Here is a 19,378-nt window from a genome sequence, read left to right as displayed (position 1 = left end):
GGCCCAGAAACTTGCCCCGCAAATTGTCTATCAAGTCGCCATCACCGCTATTGGCGAAGGCTTGATCGGGAAAATACTCCAGCCAATTTTAACGGAGAATGATACCACTCCGGCAGGTAAGAATGCGCTAAATGAAATGGTTTTTGATAAAATAGCGGCAAGCTGGAAAGTCGGATTGCTTCCCCTCAGCGATCGATAGACAGATTGGGGTTATGTAGGATGAGACCAAAACAGAAAGACTCCTAAGGTCGCGAGACCTCTAAGCCAAAGGTCAAACTTCCGAAAAAGCGGTCTCGCCAGAAATAGGACCGCCAAATTCAAGAGAAATAATAAAATTCCGATGCCGAACCCCAAAGCCGTCTGATCGGGAGTGCAAGTACCCCCGCCCGCATCCCGCACCTTCTCCCAACCGCCGTATCGCTCCAGTTTTAGATAAAATAAGGGCGCGCTGCTGCCATAACAGCGGCGCATGAACTACCTGACAATTCTTGCATCTTCAGCCAAGAAACCGGATTATCAGGACTCCCCAACTAAAAATAGAGACGGCATTAGCACTATTTTTTACGCGTAGTTTTGAAATGTGCCACTTTGCTACCTCCTCTTAGATCGTCAAGATAGTCGCTCCACCACTGCGCCATCTCAACCCGCTCATTCCAATGTAGCCCGCGGTGATAGACGCCGCGTACAGCATTGCTGTCTCCGTGAGCAAGAGAGCGTTCAATAGCATCGGGGTTCCATAACCCGCACTCATTCAACAAAGTGGAGGCTGTGGCACGAAGCCCATGTGCTGTAACCTCGTCTTTGCCAAAACCCATCCGGCGAAAGGCCGCATTTAATGTATTTTCGCTCATGGGTCTTTTGAACGAGCGGACTGATGGAAAAACATACCCTTCAGTTCCGATGGAAGCTGAGAGCTCTTCTAGGTAGCCGACAACCTGCCGTGATAACGGGACGGCATGCATTCGGCGTGACTTCATCTTATCAGGCGGAATTTTCCAAACTGCTTCGCCGAGATTAATTTCATGCCATTCCGCATGCCGTAATTCGCCGGGACGAACGAAAACATGAGGTGCCACCAGAAGAGCAAATCGCGTGAGCATATTTCCTTCATAACCATCGATTGCACGCAGTAGTTCTCCAAAGTTTGTAGGATCGAGAATTGCAGCATAATGATTGGGTTTAGGCTTGATGAGCGCACCTTGGAGCATTGTCGTCGGATCGGTGCTGCACCTCGTTGTGGCGGCAGCGTACCGGAATACTCGGCTAGCAAACGAACGACACTTCTTAGCTGTCTCATGCTTACCCTGCGCTTCGAGGCGCTTTAGTATCGCAAGAATTTCGAAAGGCTCGATTTTATCAATCGGCCGTTTACCTATGTCAGGCTTTAGCTGGCGCAAAAAATACTGAGCCTTTATGATTGTTGCCTCGGCTCTGCCATTTTGAGCCATGATGTTTTCGATATATTCAAAAGCGATTTCGCCGAAAGTATGCCCAGCAATAAACTCATTCTTCAGTTTTTCTTTTTTCTTATCGAAAGCAGGGTCACCGCCAGATGAAATAAGTCTCCGAGCATCTATTGCGGTATCTCGCGCCTGTTGAAGGCTGACTTCAGGATACCGTCCGATTGACAGTTTCTTTTCCATACCGCTTAATCGGTAGCGAAATCGCCAGAGCTTACCGCCTGAAGGCGTAATTTGGAGAAATAATCCGTCCTTATCCATGACTTTGTAAGCTTTGTCGCGAGGACGCAGAGAGCGGATGCGCGTGTTGGTTAGAGTCAATTCGAGTCCTTCCCAATGCGGTTTTCAAAAAGGCCCCTAAAAAGGCCCCTAAAATCTCCGAGAAGGCCCCAGATTTGATGGGACAAGCTGGAACAAACCCGAAGCGAGAAACCTAGCGTTTCTGCGGGTTTTATAGACTATTAGAGAGAATAAAGGAAGAACAAATGGTGCCCAGAAGAGGACTCGAACCTCCACATCCTTGCGAATACTAGCACCTGAAGCTAGCGCGTCTACCAATTCCGCCATCTGGGCACGCCGACTTGTCATCGGAGTAACAGCGCGCGATTTGCGTCATGGGGGCGATATTGTCAATGATTCATCTGCCTAGTTTACCGATCAAATATATGTTGGCGCGTCTGTCAGGCAAATATGATATGCTTTTGCCTTAAATTAAGTGTATTCGGATATTGCGTGCGACGTGCCGGTCGGGCAAAAGCGCGCATAAATATCATCGGATAACTTGCGGACAAGAAACGGACACTGGACTATGACGCTCGACGGACAATTGGTTTGTATTTTTGGTGGTGGCGGTTTTCTGGGCCGCTATATATCTCAGCAGCTTTTGTCACGTGGAGCCCGTGTGCGGATAGCGGAACGCAACCCGACAAATGCGATGCATATCAAACCATTAGGTAATTTGGGCCAGACACAGTTTTGCAGTGCGGATGTAACCAAGAAAGACAGCGTCATTCGGGCTGTTCATGGCTGTCATGCAGTCATTAATCTGGTGGGTATATTAGACGGTAATTTTGATGCTGTACATGTAACCGGTGCCCGAAATGTCGCCGAAGCTGCCGCGGAGGCCGGTTGCGGAGCCTTAGTTCAAATGTCTGCCATTGGAGCGGATACCGAGTCACCATCCCGTTACGGACGCAGCAAAGAAGAAGGCGAAAAAGCTGTGCTTGACGCTTTTACTAGCGCTATCATTCTCCGCCCGTCGATTGTCTTTGGCCGCGAAGATCAGTTTATCAACCGTTTTGCAAATATGATCCGAATGATGCCGGTCGTGCCCGTCATTGGTGCCAATACCAAATTTCAACCAGTCTATGTGGGTGATGTGGCACAAGTTGTTGCCGCTGCGCTTGAAAACCCGGCCCAATATGCAGGGCAGGTTTTTGAATTGGGCGGACCAGAAATATTCACTATGGCAGACATTAATCGCCAGATCGCAAGAATGATCCATCGGGAACGTGATTTTGTCGAAGTCCCCGATTTTGTAGCGAAAGTTATCGCAAGCTGTACAGGGTTCCTGCCCGGAGCACCAATCACTTCCGATCAGTATAAGATGCTAGAGAAAGATAATATCGTCAGCGAAAATCAGGCGGGATTAAAGGCTTTTGGTGTAACACCTACACCATTAGCCGCCGTTGCACACGGATGGCTGGAAAAATATATCAGCCAGGGCCGCTTCGGCGCTCGGGCCAAAGCGGGATAGATAGTCAGCTTCTTAAAACCAAAGTAAAAGCGCAGCGCCCAGTACAACACGATAAATTACGAATATCATCATTGATGCTTTACGTAAAAACTGCATCAGGAATGTCATCGTCGCCAAGGCAGCAATAAACGTCAGCGCTCCCGTAATTACAGCTTCTTTCAGTAATTCCGAACTGGCGTCCATTAAATCGGGTATGATCAATATCCCTGCCCCTGCAACAGCAGGGATGGACAAAAGGAAAGAAAAACGTGCCGATTCCACGCGGCTATAGCCCAGAAAGCGCGCTGCTGTCATTGTCACACCAGACCGGCTGGTCCCCGGGATTAACGCACATGCTTGCGCCAAACCAACGATAAGCCCATCTTTAAGCGTCATGTCTTCAAAAGTTTTGACTTGGCGCCCTACCCGATCTGCAATGCCCAGTAACACGCCGTAGACGATGAGATTAACGCCGACCAAAGTAGTGCTACGGAAGCCTTCCAGATAACCGCCGGTTTTCAGAAAAAGGCCGACGATTACAGCTGGTATGGTTCCAATAATAATCCACCAGAGGAGCCGTCGCTCCTGATCGGCTTTGCCAATACCAATGGTAGCAAAGCCGCCCCGACCCAGTGCGATCACATCTTTGAAGAAAAATGTGATTATGGCGAGTAGCGAACCGACATGCACGGCAATGTCAATCATCGGCCCTTGATCGGAAAACCCCGTAAACACGGGTAGCAATATGAGATGGCCAGAGGAAGATATTGGCAAAAATTCAGTAACACCTTGCACCACGGCGAGGAGGAGCATTTGAATAAATGTCATGACGGGATCCCGATAATTAAACGAAAACGCCGTATAGAAGCCACACCTGCTTTTGTCGTCAATGATTTTAGGTCCGGTTTGATATATATTTCTACAGAATAGCGAAATAGGAGCACGTAATTTAAGGAAAAATGATAATATAGGACAGCTTCATTGTCCTTATTTGATATTTTTGCGTGACTCTGTCCTGTGTTTCTCTTATAAATACGCAACCTGTTCAGAAGGTTCCATTTCAAAGGTGCTACCGAACGTCCGTTTTCCGGGCATTCCAGAACCATTTTTAGAATGGCGCGCCATAATTAAAAAACATTCAGAATCGAGTAGCCGACATGCCAAAAGGCACAAAAAAACTAGATATGTTGAAATTTGTTAACACCGGGCAATTGTATCCGGACAAGCGCGAACCAACATTACGTGCCGAGGATTTTCGGGAAATAGCCGACCGCTATGCCCCCGAAAAAGCCGCTGAACAATCAGCGCGCTGTTCGCAATGCGGGGTGCCTTATTGTTCGATTCATTGTCCACTGCACAACCATATTCCCGACTGGCTACGTCTGACAGCGGAAGGGCGGGTGCGTGAAGCCTATGAAATGTCCAACCTGACCTCGACTATGCCCGAAATTTGCGGACGTATTTGTCCGCAGGACAGATTATGTGAGGGCAATTGCGTTATCGAATTTTCCGGCCATGGCGCCGTGACCATTGGTGCGGTAGAAAAATATATTACGGATACCGCATGGGAAAAAGGTTGGGTTGAGCCGCTTGCTCCCGGAAAACCACGTGGCCAATCGGTTGGCATTATAGGCGCGGGACCTGCTGGCCTGACGGCCAGCGAATATCTACGCGTGGCGGGCTATGACGTGCATATTTACGACCGGCATGACCGGGCGGGTGGGCTGCTGACCTATGGCATTCCCGGGTTTAAGCTGGAAAAAACCGTTATCATGCGGCGGATACAGCGGCTGAAAGATGGCGGGATTAATTTCCACGAGAATTTTGAAGTTGGCCGTGACGCAACTCTCGATGAACTACGCAACAGACATGACGCTATATTGATAGCGACCGGCGTTTATAAACCCCGCGAGATTTTGATGCCTGGAGTGGGTACTTCCGGTGTTGAAGAGGCGCTCGACTTTCTCACCGCGTCCAATCGCAAAAGCTTTGGTGATGATGTGCCCGATTTTGACAATGGCCGGTATAATGCAAAAGACAAGAATGTCGTCGTTATCGGCGGTGGTGACACTGCTATGGATTGTGTTCGCACTTCGGTTCGTCAAGGCGCAAAATCGGTTAAATGCCTTTATCGCCGGGATCGCGCGAATATGCCTGGTTCACAAAATGAAGTCAAAAATGCCGAGGAAGAAGGAGTCGAATTTGTCTGGCTATCAGCTCCAAAAGCTGTGGAAGGTTCAGAACGCGTCACCGCTGTAATAGCAACGAAAATGCGTCTCGGTGCTGCTGATGCAAGTGGTCGCCGCTCTCCGGAAATTCAACCGGATAGCGATTTTACTTTGGAAGCCGATCTGGTGATAAAAGCGCTGGGTTTTGATGCCGAAGAACTGCCAAATCTTTTCGATAGCCCTGACCTTAGCGTCACGCGGTGGGGCACATTGCGGGTCGATCATAAATCCATGATGACCAATCTGGATGGAGTATTTGCAGCCGGGGATATCGTTCGCGGAGCAAGCCTTGTCGTCTGGGGAATTCGCGACGGACGGGATGTGACCGAACATATGCACAAATTCTTACGCGAAAAGGCAAATGCCGAAAAACAGGCGGCCTGAACTAACGCCGCCTTAATGCCTTAGACCAAGGCTAAAAACAAATGATACCATTGACTGAAATGAAAACATGATGACCCTATATTATCCCACAGAAGAACACAAGCGGCTGGCCGAAACCGGCATGTACCGGCCTGAATTTGAATCCGATGCCTGCGGTGTCGGCCTGGTTGCAGCAACCGATGGAAAACCGTCACGGCGCGTTGTATCATCTGCGATTGATGCGCTGAAAGCGGTCTGGCATCGCGGCGCGGTGGATGCAGACGGGATAACCGGCGACGGCGCAGGGATTCATGTCGATTTGCCTGCGCGTTTCTTTGATGATGCGGTTGCCGATAGCGGTCACAAAGTACGTCCCAACCGGCTTGCTGTGGGCATGATATTTTTGCCCCGCACAGATTTAAGCGCGCAAGAAACTTGTCGGACTATTGTCGAGGCAGAAATTATCGAGGCCGGCTATAAAATTTACGGCTGGCGCCAGGTTCCTGTTGATGTGTCGGTAATTGGCGAAAAAGCACAAAACACCCGCCCTGAAATTGAACAGATCATGATCGCCGGACCGCTACCGGACCGGCAAAGCGTTGAGGAGTTTGAAAAGAACCTTTACCTTATCCGCCGCCGGATCGAGAAAAAAGCTGTCGCGGCACAGATTCAGGATTTCTATATATGCAGCCTGTCTTGCCGCTCAATCATTTATAAAGGCTTGTTCCTCGCCGAATCGCTTTCGGTATTTTATCCCGATCTGACCGACGAACGGTTTGAAAGCCGGGTCGCGATATTTCATCAACGCTATTCTACCAACACATTTCCGCAATGGTGGCTGGCCCAACCGTTTCGAATGCTTGCGCATAATGGCGAGGTTAATACAATTCGCGGCAATAAAAACTGGATGAAAAGCCATGAGATAAAAATGGCGAGCCTCGCCTTTGGTGATCATTCCGAGGATATTAAACCCGTGATCCCTGCCGGAGCATCAGATACCGCCGCGCTTGATGCAGTGTTTGAAACTATCTGCCGTTCTGGCCGTGATGCTCCGACAGCAAAGCTGATGCTGGTTCCCGAAGCGTGGCAGAATGAAGCGGATATCGATCCCGCACATAAAGCCATGTATGAATATATGGCCAGCGTAATGGAACCATGGGACGGTCCCGCGGCGCTTGCGATGACCGATGGCCGCTGGGCAGTGGCCGGAGTTGACCGCAATGCACTGCGTCCGTTGCGTTATAGTAAGACGACTGACAATTTGCTGATCATCGGGTCGGAAACCGGCATGGTTGTCGTTCCCGAAAGCCAGATAGTCGAAAAGGGCCGCCTTGGGCCCGGACAGATGATTGCCGTTGATTTACAGGAAGGCGCAGTCTTCACTGACAAGCTGATCAAAGACCGGATTGCATCGGAAGAACCCTATGCTGACCTTGTAAAGGGCTTCCGGACGATCGACGATCTGCCGCCTGCTCCGGAGGATGCGGGTATGAACTTCTCGAAAGAGGAACTGATCCGTCGTCAAACAGCAGCCGGACATACACTGGAGGATATGGAGGTCATCCTTGCCCCGATGGTAGAGGACGCTAAGGAGGCCATTGGCTCCATGGGCGATGATACACCACTGGCGGTGATCAGCCTGAAACCCCGGCAAGTCAGCCATTTTTTCCGGCAGAATTTCAGCCAGGTCACCAATCCACCGATCGACAGCCTGCGCGAACGCCATGTCATGAGTCTACGCACCCGTTTTTCCAATCTGGCGAATATATTGGAAAAAGACAGTCAGAATGAAAATGTTCTGGTGCTTGATAGCCCTGTGCTAAGCTGCGCCGATTGGGAGCGTTTAAAGGCCGGCTTTGGCAATGCGGTGGCCGAGATTGACTGCACCATGTCCAACACGGGCGGCGCGATAGAATTGCGCGATGCAATTGCCCGTATCCGCGATGAGGCGGAACAAGCCGTGCGTCAGGGTAAGACCGAAATATTCCTGACAGACGAGAATATCGACGAAGATCATATGTGCATTTCCATGGTCATCGCCACCGCTGCCGTACACACCCATCTGGTGCGTAAAGGGCTGCGCGCCTATGCGTCGGTCAACGTCCGTGCAGCCGAATGCCTGGATACCCATTGCTATGCAGTGCTGATCGGTGTCGGTGCTACGACTGTCAATGCCTATCTCTCCGAAGCGGCGATTGTCGATCGTCATTCGCGTGGCCTTTTTGACGGTCTTTCGCTTGAGGAATGTATCGCCCGGCACAAGAAAGCTGTGGACGAAGGTCTGCTGAAAATCATGTCTAAAATGGGCATTGCTGTTATTTCCAGCTATCGTGGCGGCTATAATTTTGAAGCCGTTGGTCTGTCGCGGGCATTATGTAATGACCTGTTCCCCGGCATGCCGACGAAAATTTCCGGCGAAGGCTATGCATCCCTGTTTATCAACGCGCAGGAAAAACATGAAGCCGCCTTCGAACCGGCAGTGGTGCGTTTGCCGGTCGGCGGTTTTTATAAACAGCGCGATGGCGGCGAAAGCCATGCCTATACCGCGCATCTGATGCATTTGCTGCAAAACGCAGTCGCGCATGACAGCTACTCTTCTTATCTGCAATTTTCACAAGCCGTTCGCGAACTGCAACCTGTCTATCTCCGCGACTTGCTGGAATTTAACTACGCACCGGAACCAATTCCGATTGATGAAGTCGAGGCAATTACCGAAATCCGCAAAAGATTTAATACGCCCGGTATGTCGCTGGGTGCTCTTAGTCCCGAAGCGCATGAAACATTAGCCATCGCGATGAACCGCATCGGTGCAAAATCCGTTTCCGGAGAGGGTGGCGAGGAAAAACGCCGTTACAGCCCCTATGAAAATGGCGACAATGCATCCAGTCCGATCAAACAGGTGGCATCAGGCCGCTTTGGCGTGACAGCAGAATATCTCGGTGCGTGTGAAGAGCTTGAGATTAAAGTCGCACAAGGCGCCAAGCCGGGCGAAGGTGGACAATTGCCCGGATTTAAAGTTACCGAATTTATCGCCAAGCTACGCCATTCCACGCCGGGGGTCACATTGATCAGCCCGCCGCCGCATCACGATATCTATTCGATCGAGGACCTCGCCCAGCTCATTTATGATCTGAAACAGATTAATCCCAAGGCACGCGTCTGTGTAAAACTGGTGTCCTCCGCCGGTATCGGCACAATCGCAGCAGGCGTTGCCAAGGCGCATGCAGATGTTATCCTTATTTCCGGCAATACCGGCGGCACCGGCGCATCGCCGCAAACGTCAATCAAATTTGCCGGGACACCATGGGAAATGGGCCTGACCGAAGCCAATCAGGTGCTGACGCTCAATAATTTGCGTCACCGCGTGAAACTACGCACGGATGGCGGACTGAAAACTGGCCGTGATATTGTCATTGCGGCAATATTGGGCGCGGAAGAATATGGTATCGGTACATTAAGCCTTGTCGCCATGGGCTGTATCATGGTGCGCCAGTGCCACAGTAACACCTGTCCGGTCGGTGTCTGTGTACAGGATGAAAAACTGCGCGAAAAATTCACCGGAACACCGGAAAAGGTCATCAACCTGATGACCTATATGGCCGAAGAAGTGCGCGAGATTCTGGCGCGTCTTGGCTTCCGTTCACTGGAGGAAATAATTGGACGGACGGAGTTGCTACGTCAGGTTAGCCGCGGTGCAGAGCATCTCGACGATCTTGACCTTAATCCTATACTTGCCAAGGTTGATGCACCGGATGCGGAACGTACATTCAACCTGCCAACCCATCGCAACGAAGTGCCCGACAGCCTTGATGCACAGATGATTGCTGATGCCAAGCCGGTATTTGAACGGCGCGAAAAAATGCAGCTTACTTATACTGTACGCAATACCCATCGCGCGGTTGGCACGCGCTTTTCGGCAGAAATCACCGCTAAATACGGCATGAACACGTTAAAAGAAGATCATGTCCATGTGCGTTTGCGCGGCAGTGCAGGACAATCACTTGGTGCATTTTTGTGTCAGGGAATCACATTGGAAGTCTTTGGCGATGCCAATGATTATGTCGGTAAGGGCTTATCCGGCGGCACAATAATCGTCCGCCCTATGGTCAGCTCACCCCTCGACAGCAAACATAATACGATCATCGGCAACACCGTGCTTTACGGTGCGACAGCGGGCCATCTTTTTGCAGCGGGGCAAGCAGGCGAACGCTTTGCCGTCCGTAATTCCGGCGCGGATGTCGTGGTCGAAGGCTGCGGGGCCAATGGCTGCGAATATATGACCGGCGGTAATGCAGTAATTTTGGGCGCAGTCGGCAATAATTTTGGCGCTGGCATGACCGGCGGCATGGCCTTCATTCTTGATCTTGACCGGAATTTTGAAAAACATGCCAATGCCGAAACTATCATGTGGCAGCGACTGGAAAGCGACTATTGGGAACAGCATCTCAAATCGCTGATTAAGGCGCATCACCAAGCCACGGATAGCCAATGGTCAGAGACTATATTGCGCGATTGGGACCGCTGGCGCGAACGCTTTTGGCAGGTCTGTCCTAAGGAAATGACTAGCCGGTTGGCGCATCCACTATCGGACAACGAAACTATACAAGCGGCGGAATAGCGCCTGGGTTATTTAGTCCGGCGACAAGCATATATCCGCTTCTCAGACGGAAATGACAAAGAGCGGGGATAATAGCTACGGATCCCGCTTTTGTTGCCACTCGGTCATGCTATATTTGCAAGGAATCTGGCCGTAAATGAGCTATCGGAGGAAGGAACCGGAGACATGCCCAAAATTATACCCAATTATATGGAGTTGAAAGCCGCCGACATGGGCGCCAGCAAGGCCTTTTACGAAAAAGCTTTTGGATTTTCTTTCACCGATTATGGGCCAGAATATGCCGGAGTAGAAGGCGGGCCGGTACAGATTGGTCTTGCTGCCGGAAATGAACCTTTGGCTCCGCTCCCGACCTTCGAAACTAATGATCTGGCCGCTGCTTTGGCACAGGTGAAAGCGGCAGGCGGCACTATCGTCAAAGAGGTTTTTCCTTATCCCGGCGGCCATCGTTTTGAATGTCTGGACCCCGCAGGCAACCGCCTAGCCATATATCAGACGGATTAGAGCCATATCCCATGCGATTAAACGCGCTTTACTTTACCGGAAACGCATTGGGTTCTGCTATTCTTACTGGCTATAGTCCCCTAATCCGCATTTCCCGCATCAAGCCCCTTCCCCCACGACGCAATCCGGCTTAACAGCAACAATATGTGGCAGTTATTTCAATTCCCTCTTTGCCCGTTTTCGCGCAAAGTTCGTCTGTTATTGGGCGAAAAATTGGTCGGTTATGAGCTGGTCCGCGAATCGCCATGGTTACAGCGGGATGAATTTCTGGATATGAACCCCGCTGGCCGCACCCCGGTCATGCGCCATGATCAGCGGGACGTCATCCTGGCTGACAGCACTGCGATCTGCGAGTATATTGAAGAAACGGTTGAAAAAACGCCGATGATCAATGGCACCGCGATCAACCGAGCAGAGATACGCCGGCTTGTCGTGTGGTTTGATGAACAATTCTACGGTGATGTAACAGCGCCATTGCTTTATGAACGTATGCATAAACGGATCATCCACCGCGCTCCACCAGATGCCAAAGTTCTTCGCGAGGCAATGCGGCGAGCCAATGTGCATCTTGATTATATAGATTATCTGATTGACCATCGAAGCTGGTTGGCCGGTGCGACGATGAGCCTTGCCGACCTTGCCGCGGCGGCTCAGATTTCGGTCGCTGATTATCTTGGTGGTATTGACTGGACGGGCCATGAACAGACCAAGGCTTGGTATGCCATGTTCAAATCGCGTCCCTCGTTCCGGCCTTTGTTATCGGAACGAATGGAAGTGGTCACACCGCCTCCGCATTATGAGAAAGTCGATTTTTGACGCGCCGTGGAAAGCAAAACATCCCGAAGCGTTAATCCCCGCAAAGGCGGAGGCCTCACGATTCAAACTACAACCTAAAGCGTCTCTCATTCGCAGTATCTAAACCTTTACCACCGTCATCAAATAATTAAGTGCGAGATTATCCGAGAGCGAAAATCCATAGGCCGGACTATAGGACAGGCCTGTCGTATCAATCACGCGCAGTCCAGCATCACCCAATAATTTTTCCATCTCACCGGGGGTAAAAAACTGGTCATGATGGTGAGTTCCTTTGGGAATCCGCCCTGTCATTTCCGCCAGATCAACTAGCATGAGTTTCGACATGGCGGTGCGATTGGGAGTGGAGATTATCATCAGGCCGTCATCCGCCAGCGTATTGGCCAAGCCGGTGACAAAACCATCAGGATCATCGACATGCTCGATTACTTCAAGCGAAGTCACCAAATCAAAGCCGCTTTCTCCGAATGTCTCGATCCCGTTGTGGTGATAGGCGATATCCAGCCGCTGCGGCGCGGCATGCGCCTTGGCCGCCGCGATATTTTCCGGTGCAGCGTCCAGTCCTGTCACCCGCGCGCCCATACGAGCCAGCGGCTCACAAATGAGCCCTGCTCCGCATCCGACATCAAGCGCGCTTTTACCCGCCAGAGGCTTTAGATTGGCGCTATCCGATCCGAAATGCAGATCAATCGCATCGCGAATATAGCCGAGCCGGACCGGGTTTAGCCGGTGAAGCATCGCGGAAGCCCCTTCCGGATCCCACCAATCGGCTGCCAAAGCGCCAAAATGTGCCGCTTCCTCGGGATTTATTGTGCTTTTGGTTTCGGGCGCAACCACCCTCGAAACTTCGCTCTTGCTGCTACTTGCGTTTGTCATAACCTCTCTTTATCACAGCGCACGCGTCTCGTTCAGACCCTTTTTCAACAGAAAGAAACATAAGTAGGCATCATGGCACGAATAGTGATGAAATTTGGCGGCACGTCTATGGCAGGCATCGAACGAATCCGCCGGGTCGCGCAAATTGTCAAGCGACAGGCCGATGCGGGGCATGAGGTCGCCGTCATTGTCTCCGCCATGGCAGGGGACACTGACCGGCTGGTCAACTTTTGCCGCGAAGCCAGTTCGCTTTACGACCCGGCAGAATATGATGTTGTGGTAGCCAGCGGGGAACAGGTGACATCCGGGCTACTCGCTATTACCTTGCAATCACTTGGCGCCCGGGCAAGAAGCTGGCTAGGTTGGCAAATGCCGATCCGTACAGTCAACGCGCATAGCAAAGCACGGATCGAAGCGATTGACGCCGACCATCTGAAGGCTTCCATGAAGAGCGGTGAAATTGCAATTATCCCCGGCTTTCAGGGGATAAGCCAGGACGGGCGGATCACCACGCTGGGCCGCGGCGGATCTGACACCAGCGCAGTCGCCGTAGCTGCAGCGGTCAAGGCGGATCGCTGTGACATTTATACCGATGTTGACGGCGTATATACCACCGACCCGCGTATAGTGACCCGCGCGCGCAAATTGAAAACCGTGACCTTTGAGGAAATGCTTGAACTGGCCAGTGTCGGCGCAAAAGTGTTGCAGACGCGCTCGGTCGGTCTGGCGATGAAGGAAAATGTACCTATTCAGGTCTTGTCATCCTTTAACGGCGATGATGCACCCTGTGCCGATGACCTGCCCGGAACAATGATCGTTAGCGAAAGCGAAATGGAGAAACATGATATGGAGCGTCAGCTGATTACCGGCATTGCCCATGACAAGAATGAATGCAAAGTTACCCTGACCCGCGTCCCCGACAAGCCGGGTGCGGTGGCGAATATATTCGAACCTCTGGCCGAGGCAGCTATCAACGTCGACATGATCGTGCAGAATGTCGGCCGCGAAAAAGGCGAAACCGATGTGACCTTCACTACACCGGCCAGCGATCTCGACCGGACTATGCAGGTGTTGGAAGAGGCCAAGGACAAAATCGGCTTTAACCGGATACTTTCCGATACAAATGTAGCAAAAGTCTCGGTCGTGGGTGTTGGCATGAAAAGTCATGCCGGCGTTGCTTCGACAATGTTCAAGTCACTGGCCGAACGCGGCGTCAATATATTGGCGATTACCACCTCGGAAATCAAAGTCAGCGTATTGATCGAGGCCGATTACACCGAGCTGGCGTTGCGTGTATTGCACACAGCTTACGGGCTGGACGCAGAGGAAACGGTTTAGTGACAACCGATGTCCCGAATGCAGAACATATAGAAATAGAAGCCTTTTTACGAGGTTTGACACAGCTATTGCCCGAAGAAGGCTTCATGGGGTGGAAAATCCTAGAATCAAGGAAAAGAAATCCAAAAACAAAAATATTGAGATTAACAAAAGCTGGAGAGCCTAGGCTTGCTTTTGAGAGGTTGGGCGAACCAATAAACTTCTGGATGCCTATCAACTCGTTTGATCCAACAACATCAAAATTACCTATCCCTCAAATACGTACTGAAGGAACCACTAAAAGCGGTGCGAATGCTCCCGGCAGAAATCCCGGTTATCATTCAAATATCGGCTCATTCTTCAAAAGACCTAATGCTATTTGGTTTATAAATCTTACATCTATAAATGATGTACGAAAGCTCGTGAAAGTACTTTAATGACGCAATCTAAACTTGCATCCCTTATGCAACGCGGCACGGATCTGCTGGGTAGTGAAACCGCGATTATGTGCGGTGCGATGAGCTGGGTTTCCGAACGGAATCTCGTTAGCGCTATTTCCAATGCAGGTGGATTTGGTGTGATCGCTTGCGGTGCAATGACGCCCGACCTGCTTGATACCGAAATTGCCGAGACAAAGAAACGCACGGCCAAACCATTTGGTGTCAACCTGATCACCATGCACCCTAACCTGATGGAGCTGATTGCGGTCTGCGGCAAACATAATGTCAGCCATATCGTGCTAGCGGGCGGTTTGCCGCCCAAAGGCAGCCTTGAAGCGATAAAGGAAACCGGCGCAAAAGTGATCTGTTTTGCTCCTGCGCTGTCTCTGGCGAAAAAGTTTCTCCGGTCCGGTGTTGATGGCATTGTTATTGAAGGCATGGAAGCAGGCGGCCATATCGGGCCAGTGGCGACCTCGGTTCTTGCACAAGAGATTCTACCGGAAATTGCTGACCAGATTCCGGTTTTTGTCGCTGGCGGAATTGGCCGGGGCGAAGCCATTGCCAGCTATCTGGAAATGGGTGCCAGCGGGGTTCAGCTTGGTTCCCGCTTTGTTTGCGCGCATGAATCCATCGCTCATCCCAATTTCAAAAAGGCTTTTATTCGCGGCAATGCCCGTGATGCCATTACCAGTGTTCAGGTTGATCCCCGTTTGCCTGTAATTCCGGTCCGTGCGCTGAAAAACAAGGGCACCGAAGAATTTACCCGCAAACAGATTGAAGTTGCAAAGCTGCTTGATGCCGGTGAAATTGAAATGGGCGAAGCGCAATTGCAGATTGAACATTTCTGGGCGGGGGCGCTGCGAAAGGCTGTGATTGACGGCGATGTTGAAACCGGTTCAGTTATGGCCGGACAATCTGTGGGCATGGTCAAAGCAGAAGAAAGCGTCGCGGATATTATCAAATCCTTGATCGAACAGGCCGAGACGGCTCTGGCGCGATAAGCTCTGGCTCCACTTCACAGCGCACTACCTGTCTTGCCTAAATAACACAGTTTGGGCATATTATCATAATGACCGATATGACCATCGACCCCCTGAAACAGATGGAAAAAGACAGCGCGCGCACCTATAATCAGGGCCTGACCCCGCTAAATCCGCCGCACAAATCGCTCATTCGGCTAAATAATGGAATCATAGCCGTCATTTTAGTGATTGCGGCGATGATCGCGGAAAGCTTCATTCGCGGTGAACTGCCTCTCGCCATCGGAGCTATCACCGGGCCAATGGCCGTATTTGCGGTTATTATTTTCACGGTTTTACCGGGCCGTATCTATCGCCGATGGGGCTATGATATGGGAGATGAACAGCTCCGTATATTGCGCGGCTATCTTTGGAGGACGGATACAATTGTTCCGTTTAACCGTATTCAACATATTGATGTCGCACAGGGGCCGATGCAACGGATGTTCGGACTCTCGACCCTGATCGTCCATACGGCGGGCACGCATAACAGTATCGTTGCTCTTCCCGGCCTTGCCCCCCAGGATGCGGAATCCATGCGCGACACGATCAAGGATCACATCCGTCAAGACATGATATGACCGATGGCCTTCCGGAAACAACGGTACATCCTGTCACGCAATCAGACGTAGATTCTGATCCCGCGGCCTCCCGTCTATCATCTCATGATACCGGCTTCCGCCATCTTCACCCGCTAAGTATCATTTTGAAATCTGCTGCGGCAATTGGTCAGAACCTGATCGCTATTGTTATATTATATTTCAGCGTTTTTGACCGGAATATTGTCTATACCGGACTGGTAGCTTTGGCTCTCTCAACCTTCATTATCACGGTTATGACGCTGTTCTGGTGGCGATTTACCTATCAGGTCGGAAGACGGGAAATCCGCATCAAAAGTGGTCTGCTCCGCCGTAATAGCCGGTCGATACCCTATGACCGGATTCAAGATGTCAGCCTGGAACAAAAGCTGGTCAGCCGCCTTTTGGGATTGGCTACGGTAAAGCTGGAAACCGGGGCATCCGTTGGAGAGGACGGCAAACTTGATGCGCTCTTACTGGCAGACGCCAGCGCGCTGCGCGACAGGTTGCACGACTATAAATCCCGAATTACCGCCGACGCAGATGCTACAGACGGCGCGACCGGTCTTCCAGAAAAACAAGAGCGCAAACCACTTTTTGCTATGGATAACCGGCGAATATTTATCGCAAGCCTGTTCAATTTTTCTTTTATTCTGCTCGCGATAATGGCTGCGGTTGTGCAAAATCTTGATTTCCTGCTGCCCGAAGAGATATTCAGTCTCAAATATTGGGCCAGTGAATTTGATGAACAGATAATAATCAATGCGCTCAGTATGTCAGCGCGCTTTATCTGGGCCATTGGGGCGCTGTTTATGCTCGTAGCGGTCGGGCTGTTGGGCGGTATCATTCGCACTTTCATCAGGGAATACGGCTTTCGCCTTGACCGGGTTGATACCGGCAGACCCGGATTCCGGCGGCGGCGCGGCCTGTTTACGTTGACCGATATGGTCATGCCAATCCACCGGGTTCAGGCTGCGATAATCAAGACCGGACCAATCCGCAGCCATTTTGGCTGGCATCATTTACAGTTTCAGTCCCTTGCGAGCGATGGCAGCGGAGAGCGTGACCATAGCGTCGCCCCCTGTGCCAATATGAAAGAGATCGACGCAATACTGGCAGAAACGGACATTGCCAGCCTTTCCGATGAGCTAGAGTTTCATCATGTTCATTCTGCCTTATGGTGGCGCGATACGCTCCTCTGGACTGCTGTGATATTGTCAATTAGCGTTGGCCATGGTCTTTTACTCCACTCGGCTGCTTTTGCGCTGATCATATTGGCTATACCGGTCGTGATCGTGAAATATCTGAATTGGTGTCATCACCAATATGCGCTGACTGAAACCCATCTATTCGTGCGCCGTGGCTGGTGGCGCCGGAAACTTACAATATTACCGCTACACAAGGTTCAAACAGTCGATATTGCCCAGTCACCCCTCGACCATCCTCTTGATTTGTCATCCTTGACCATCGGGATTGCAGGCGGATCAACGGTCGCACCGCTACAAATCAAAGATATCCCTGTTTCCTTAGCCAGTTCCTTAAGGGAAAAATTGATCTGAAATATTTTACCCATTCATCCCGGCAATCATCCCACTTGACTTGAGCGGCTGAATAATATCGTTTGCAACTGATATTATTGCAGGAGAACAAGATGCGCCGGAGACATTTTCTAACATTGGTTTCACTCACTGCCTTGGCCATTGGCACGCCAGCCCATGCGGGGGATGGAAACCAGAATAAGTCACCGCAATTGCATCAGATTATTGATGCCTATTGGACTTATGTATTGGACCAGAATCCGGAATTTGCATCATCGCTAGGCGTCGAGGATCCCGCCGGTCGAGTCAGTGATCGCAGTCTGGAAGCTGAAGACAAGCGAGTCGCTAAAGCCAAAATATGGCTGGAACAGCTTGATAAGATCGATCAAAGCAGCCTGTCGGAAGAGGACAAAACCAATTACGGAATCCTGCGTCGCAGCCTTGCCGAGCAAATAGAGGCGAACAGCTATGGCCAGCGGACAATAAATTTTACTAACCGCGGCGGCTGGCACCAAAGTTTTGCCAACATGCAGAACAATATGCCCTTTCGCACAGCCGAAGATTATCAAACCTATGTAAATCGCCTGAAAAAATATGGCACCATAAACCAGCAATCCATTGCGGTCGCCAATCAGGCGCTGAAAGGCGGCTATGTCCAACCCTGTGTGTCTATGGTCGGATATGACAAAAGCATCTCGGGGCTAATAAAGGAAGACCCTAAGGAAACGCGCTTTTTTGAGCCTTTCACCCGCCCCAAACCCGAAGCTATTGATAAAAAAACTTTTGATGCACTGGCAGCCAGCGCCAGCGAAGCCATAAGCACGGTGATTAATCCCGCGCTCAAGCAGCATCTTGACTGGTATAATAGCAAATATGCACCCAGTTGTGCCAAGGAACCGGGTGTCTCTGCACAGCCCGGCGGTAAGGAATATTACGAATTTCGCGTTCGTCAGATGACCACCACCGACAAGACAGCGGACGAGATTCACAATATCGGTCTGTCCGAAGTCGCGCGGATTCGCGCCGAAATGGTGGAGGTTGCGAAAAAAGCCGGATTTGACACGCGTGAAGCCTTCATCCAGGAGTTACGCACCAATCCGAAATATTACGCAAAAACGCCCGAAGAACTGATGGAAAAGGTGGCGCGTGTAACCAAGATCATTGATGGCAAAATGCCTTCGGTTATCGGAAAACTTGCTCGTCTCCCTTATGGCATCAAAGAGATTCCGGCTGAAACAGCAGAGGGCACGACGACAGCTTATTATAACCCCGGCTCACCCGATGTCGGGATAGCCGGCTTCTATTATGTCAACACGTCAAAGCTGGACCAGCGGCCTTTCTGGGAAATTCCCGCGCTGAGCGTTCATGAAGCGGTGCCTGGCCATCACCAGCAAATTGCTCTGCAACAGGAACTGGATATGCCGGACTTTCGGAAATATGGCGCGTTTTTTACCGCCTTTGTCGAAGGTTGGGGTCTATATTCCGAACGGCTAGGCATTGAAATGGGGCTTTATGATACGCCAGCAAAGGATATGGGCCGCCTGTCTTATGAAATGTGGCGTGCGACGCGACTGGTGGTCGATACCGGCATCCATTCAAAAGGGTGGAGCAAACAGCGCGCGATTGATTTCATGACCGATAACACGGCATTGAGCGAAGCCAATATCGAGGCGGAAGTGAACCGCTATATAAGCTGGCCCGGACAGGCACTGGCCTATAAAATGGGTGAGCTGAAAATCCGCGAACTACGCGGTAAGGCGGCTAACGCTCTGGGCGCAAAATTTGACCTGCGCGAATTCCATGATGTCGTACTGGGTCAAGGTGCTGTCCCGCTGGATATGCTTGAAGCGCAGGTCAACCGCTGGATCGAAGGGAAGAAATAAGTCCGCCGC

15 protein-coding genes and 1 tRNA gene are annotated in these 19,378 nt (G+C 51.0%); 12 read left to right on the top strand and 4 right to left on the bottom strand.

All coding sequences use genetic code 11. The features are described from left to right. The coding region (locus AB1K62_RS12725; protein ID WP_367004044.1) for a hypothetical protein at positions 1–199 on the top strand (199 nt) is incomplete at its 5' end. 355 nt (positions 200–554) lie between these two features. On the opposite strand, the gene AB1K62_RS12720 is transcribed toward AB1K62_RS12725, so the two are convergent. Then, positions 555–1,781 (bottom strand): integrase arm-type DNA-binding domain-containing protein, encoded by a 1,227-nt coding sequence (locus tag AB1K62_RS12720; RefSeq protein WP_367004043.1) that lies wholly within the window; start codon positions 1,779–1,781, stop codon positions 555–557. A 165-nt stretch (positions 1,782–1,946) separates the two neighbouring features. Next, a tRNA-Leu gene (locus AB1K62_RS12715) sits at positions 1,947–2,033 on the bottom strand. 235 nt (positions 2,034–2,268) lie between these two features. On the opposite strand from AB1K62_RS12715, the gene AB1K62_RS12710 reads away from it, so the two are divergent. Next, positions 2,269–3,216, top strand: a complete 948-nt coding sequence (locus tag AB1K62_RS12710) for a complex I NDUFA9 subunit family protein (protein WP_367004042.1) — start codon at positions 2,269–2,271, stop codon at positions 3,214–3,216. Positions 3,217–3,228: 12 nt separating this feature from the next. Here AB1K62_RS12710 and AB1K62_RS12705 read toward each other — a convergent pair whose 3' ends face one another. Further along, positions 3,229–4,023 (bottom strand): undecaprenyl-diphosphate phosphatase, encoded by a 795-nt coding sequence (locus AB1K62_RS12705; RefSeq protein WP_367004041.1) that lies wholly within the window; start codon positions 4,021–4,023, stop codon positions 3,229–3,231. 356 nt (positions 4,024–4,379) lie between these two features. Between AB1K62_RS12705 and AB1K62_RS12700 the strand changes: the two genes are divergently transcribed. The 4 genes from AB1K62_RS12700 to AB1K62_RS12685 all read left to right on the top strand — a co-directional run bounded on the left by AB1K62_RS12700 (position 4,380) and on the right by AB1K62_RS12685 (position 11,721). After that, positions 4,380–5,807: an NAD(P)-dependent oxidoreductase gene (locus tag AB1K62_RS12700; protein WP_367004040.1), complete on the top strand. Its 1,428-nt coding sequence runs from the start codon at positions 4,380–4,382 to the stop codon at positions 5,805–5,807. Positions 5,808–5,874: 67 nt separating this feature from the next. Next, positions 5,875–10,404, top strand: coding sequence for a glutamate synthase large subunit (gene gltB / locus AB1K62_RS12695; RefSeq protein ID WP_367004038.1), 4,530 nt, complete (start codon positions 5,875–5,877; stop codon positions 10,402–10,404). Between the two features lie 165 nt (positions 10,405–10,569). Further along, complete coding sequence (locus tag AB1K62_RS12690; protein ID WP_367004036.1) at positions 10,570–10,905, top strand: VOC family protein; 336 nt, start codon at positions 10,570–10,572, stop codon at positions 10,903–10,905. Positions 10,906–11,049: 144 nt separating this feature from the next. Next, positions 11,050–11,721, top strand: coding sequence for a glutathione S-transferase family protein (locus AB1K62_RS12685; protein ID WP_367004034.1), 672 nt, complete (start codon positions 11,050–11,052; stop codon positions 11,719–11,721). A 99-nt stretch (positions 11,722–11,820) separates the two neighbouring features. On the opposite strand, the gene ubiG is transcribed toward AB1K62_RS12685, so the two are convergent. Next, entirely contained in the window at positions 11,821–12,594 is a 774-nt protein-coding gene (gene ubiG, locus AB1K62_RS12680; RefSeq protein WP_367004032.1) for a bifunctional 2-polyprenyl-6-hydroxyphenol methylase/3-demethylubiquinol 3-O-methyltransferase UbiG, read from the bottom strand. A 72-nt stretch (positions 12,595–12,666) separates the two neighbouring features. Between ubiG and AB1K62_RS12675 the strand changes: the two genes are divergently transcribed. From AB1K62_RS12675 to AB1K62_RS12650, 6 genes are all read left to right on the top strand, one after another. After that, entirely contained in the window at positions 12,667–13,932 is a 1,266-nt protein-coding gene (locus AB1K62_RS12675) for an aspartate kinase (RefSeq protein WP_367004030.1), read from the top strand. Beyond that, positions 13,932–14,348: a hypothetical protein gene (locus tag AB1K62_RS12670; protein ID WP_367004029.1), complete on the top strand. Its 417-nt coding sequence runs from the start codon at positions 13,932–13,934 to the stop codon at positions 14,346–14,348. The genes AB1K62_RS12675 and AB1K62_RS12670 overlap by 1 nt, the downstream gene beginning before the upstream one ends. Further along, entirely contained in the window at positions 14,348–15,352 is a 1,005-nt protein-coding gene (locus AB1K62_RS12665) for a nitronate monooxygenase (RefSeq protein ID WP_367004027.1), read from the top strand. The genes AB1K62_RS12670 and AB1K62_RS12665 overlap by 1 nt, the downstream gene beginning before the upstream one ends. A gap of 68 nt (positions 15,353–15,420) precedes the next feature. Continuing rightward, positions 15,421–15,951 carry a PH domain-containing protein gene (locus tag AB1K62_RS12660; protein WP_367004025.1) on the top strand — a complete coding sequence of 177 codons (531 nt, stop codon included), beginning with the start codon at positions 15,421–15,423 and terminating at the stop codon, positions 15,949–15,951. Further along, entirely contained in the window at positions 15,948–17,507 is a 1,560-nt protein-coding gene (locus AB1K62_RS12655) for a PH domain-containing protein (RefSeq protein WP_367004024.1), read from the top strand. The genes AB1K62_RS12660 and AB1K62_RS12655 overlap by 4 nt, the downstream gene beginning before the upstream one ends. A gap of 92 nt (positions 17,508–17,599) precedes the next feature. Then, positions 17,600–19,369, top strand: coding sequence for a DUF885 domain-containing protein (locus tag AB1K62_RS12650; RefSeq protein ID WP_367004022.1), 1,770 nt, complete (start codon positions 17,600–17,602; stop codon positions 19,367–19,369). Positions 19,370–19,378 lie beyond the last annotated feature (9 nt).

It is taken from the genome of Parasphingorhabdus sp. JC815, from assembly GCF_040717415.1.
In the GTDB taxonomy this organism is placed as follows: Bacteria; Pseudomonadota; Alphaproteobacteria; order Sphingomonadales; family Sphingomonadaceae; genus Parasphingorhabdus.
The sequence above is the reverse complement of the archived record's forward strand: the minus strand, read 5'-3'. Positions and strand labels throughout refer to the sequence as shown.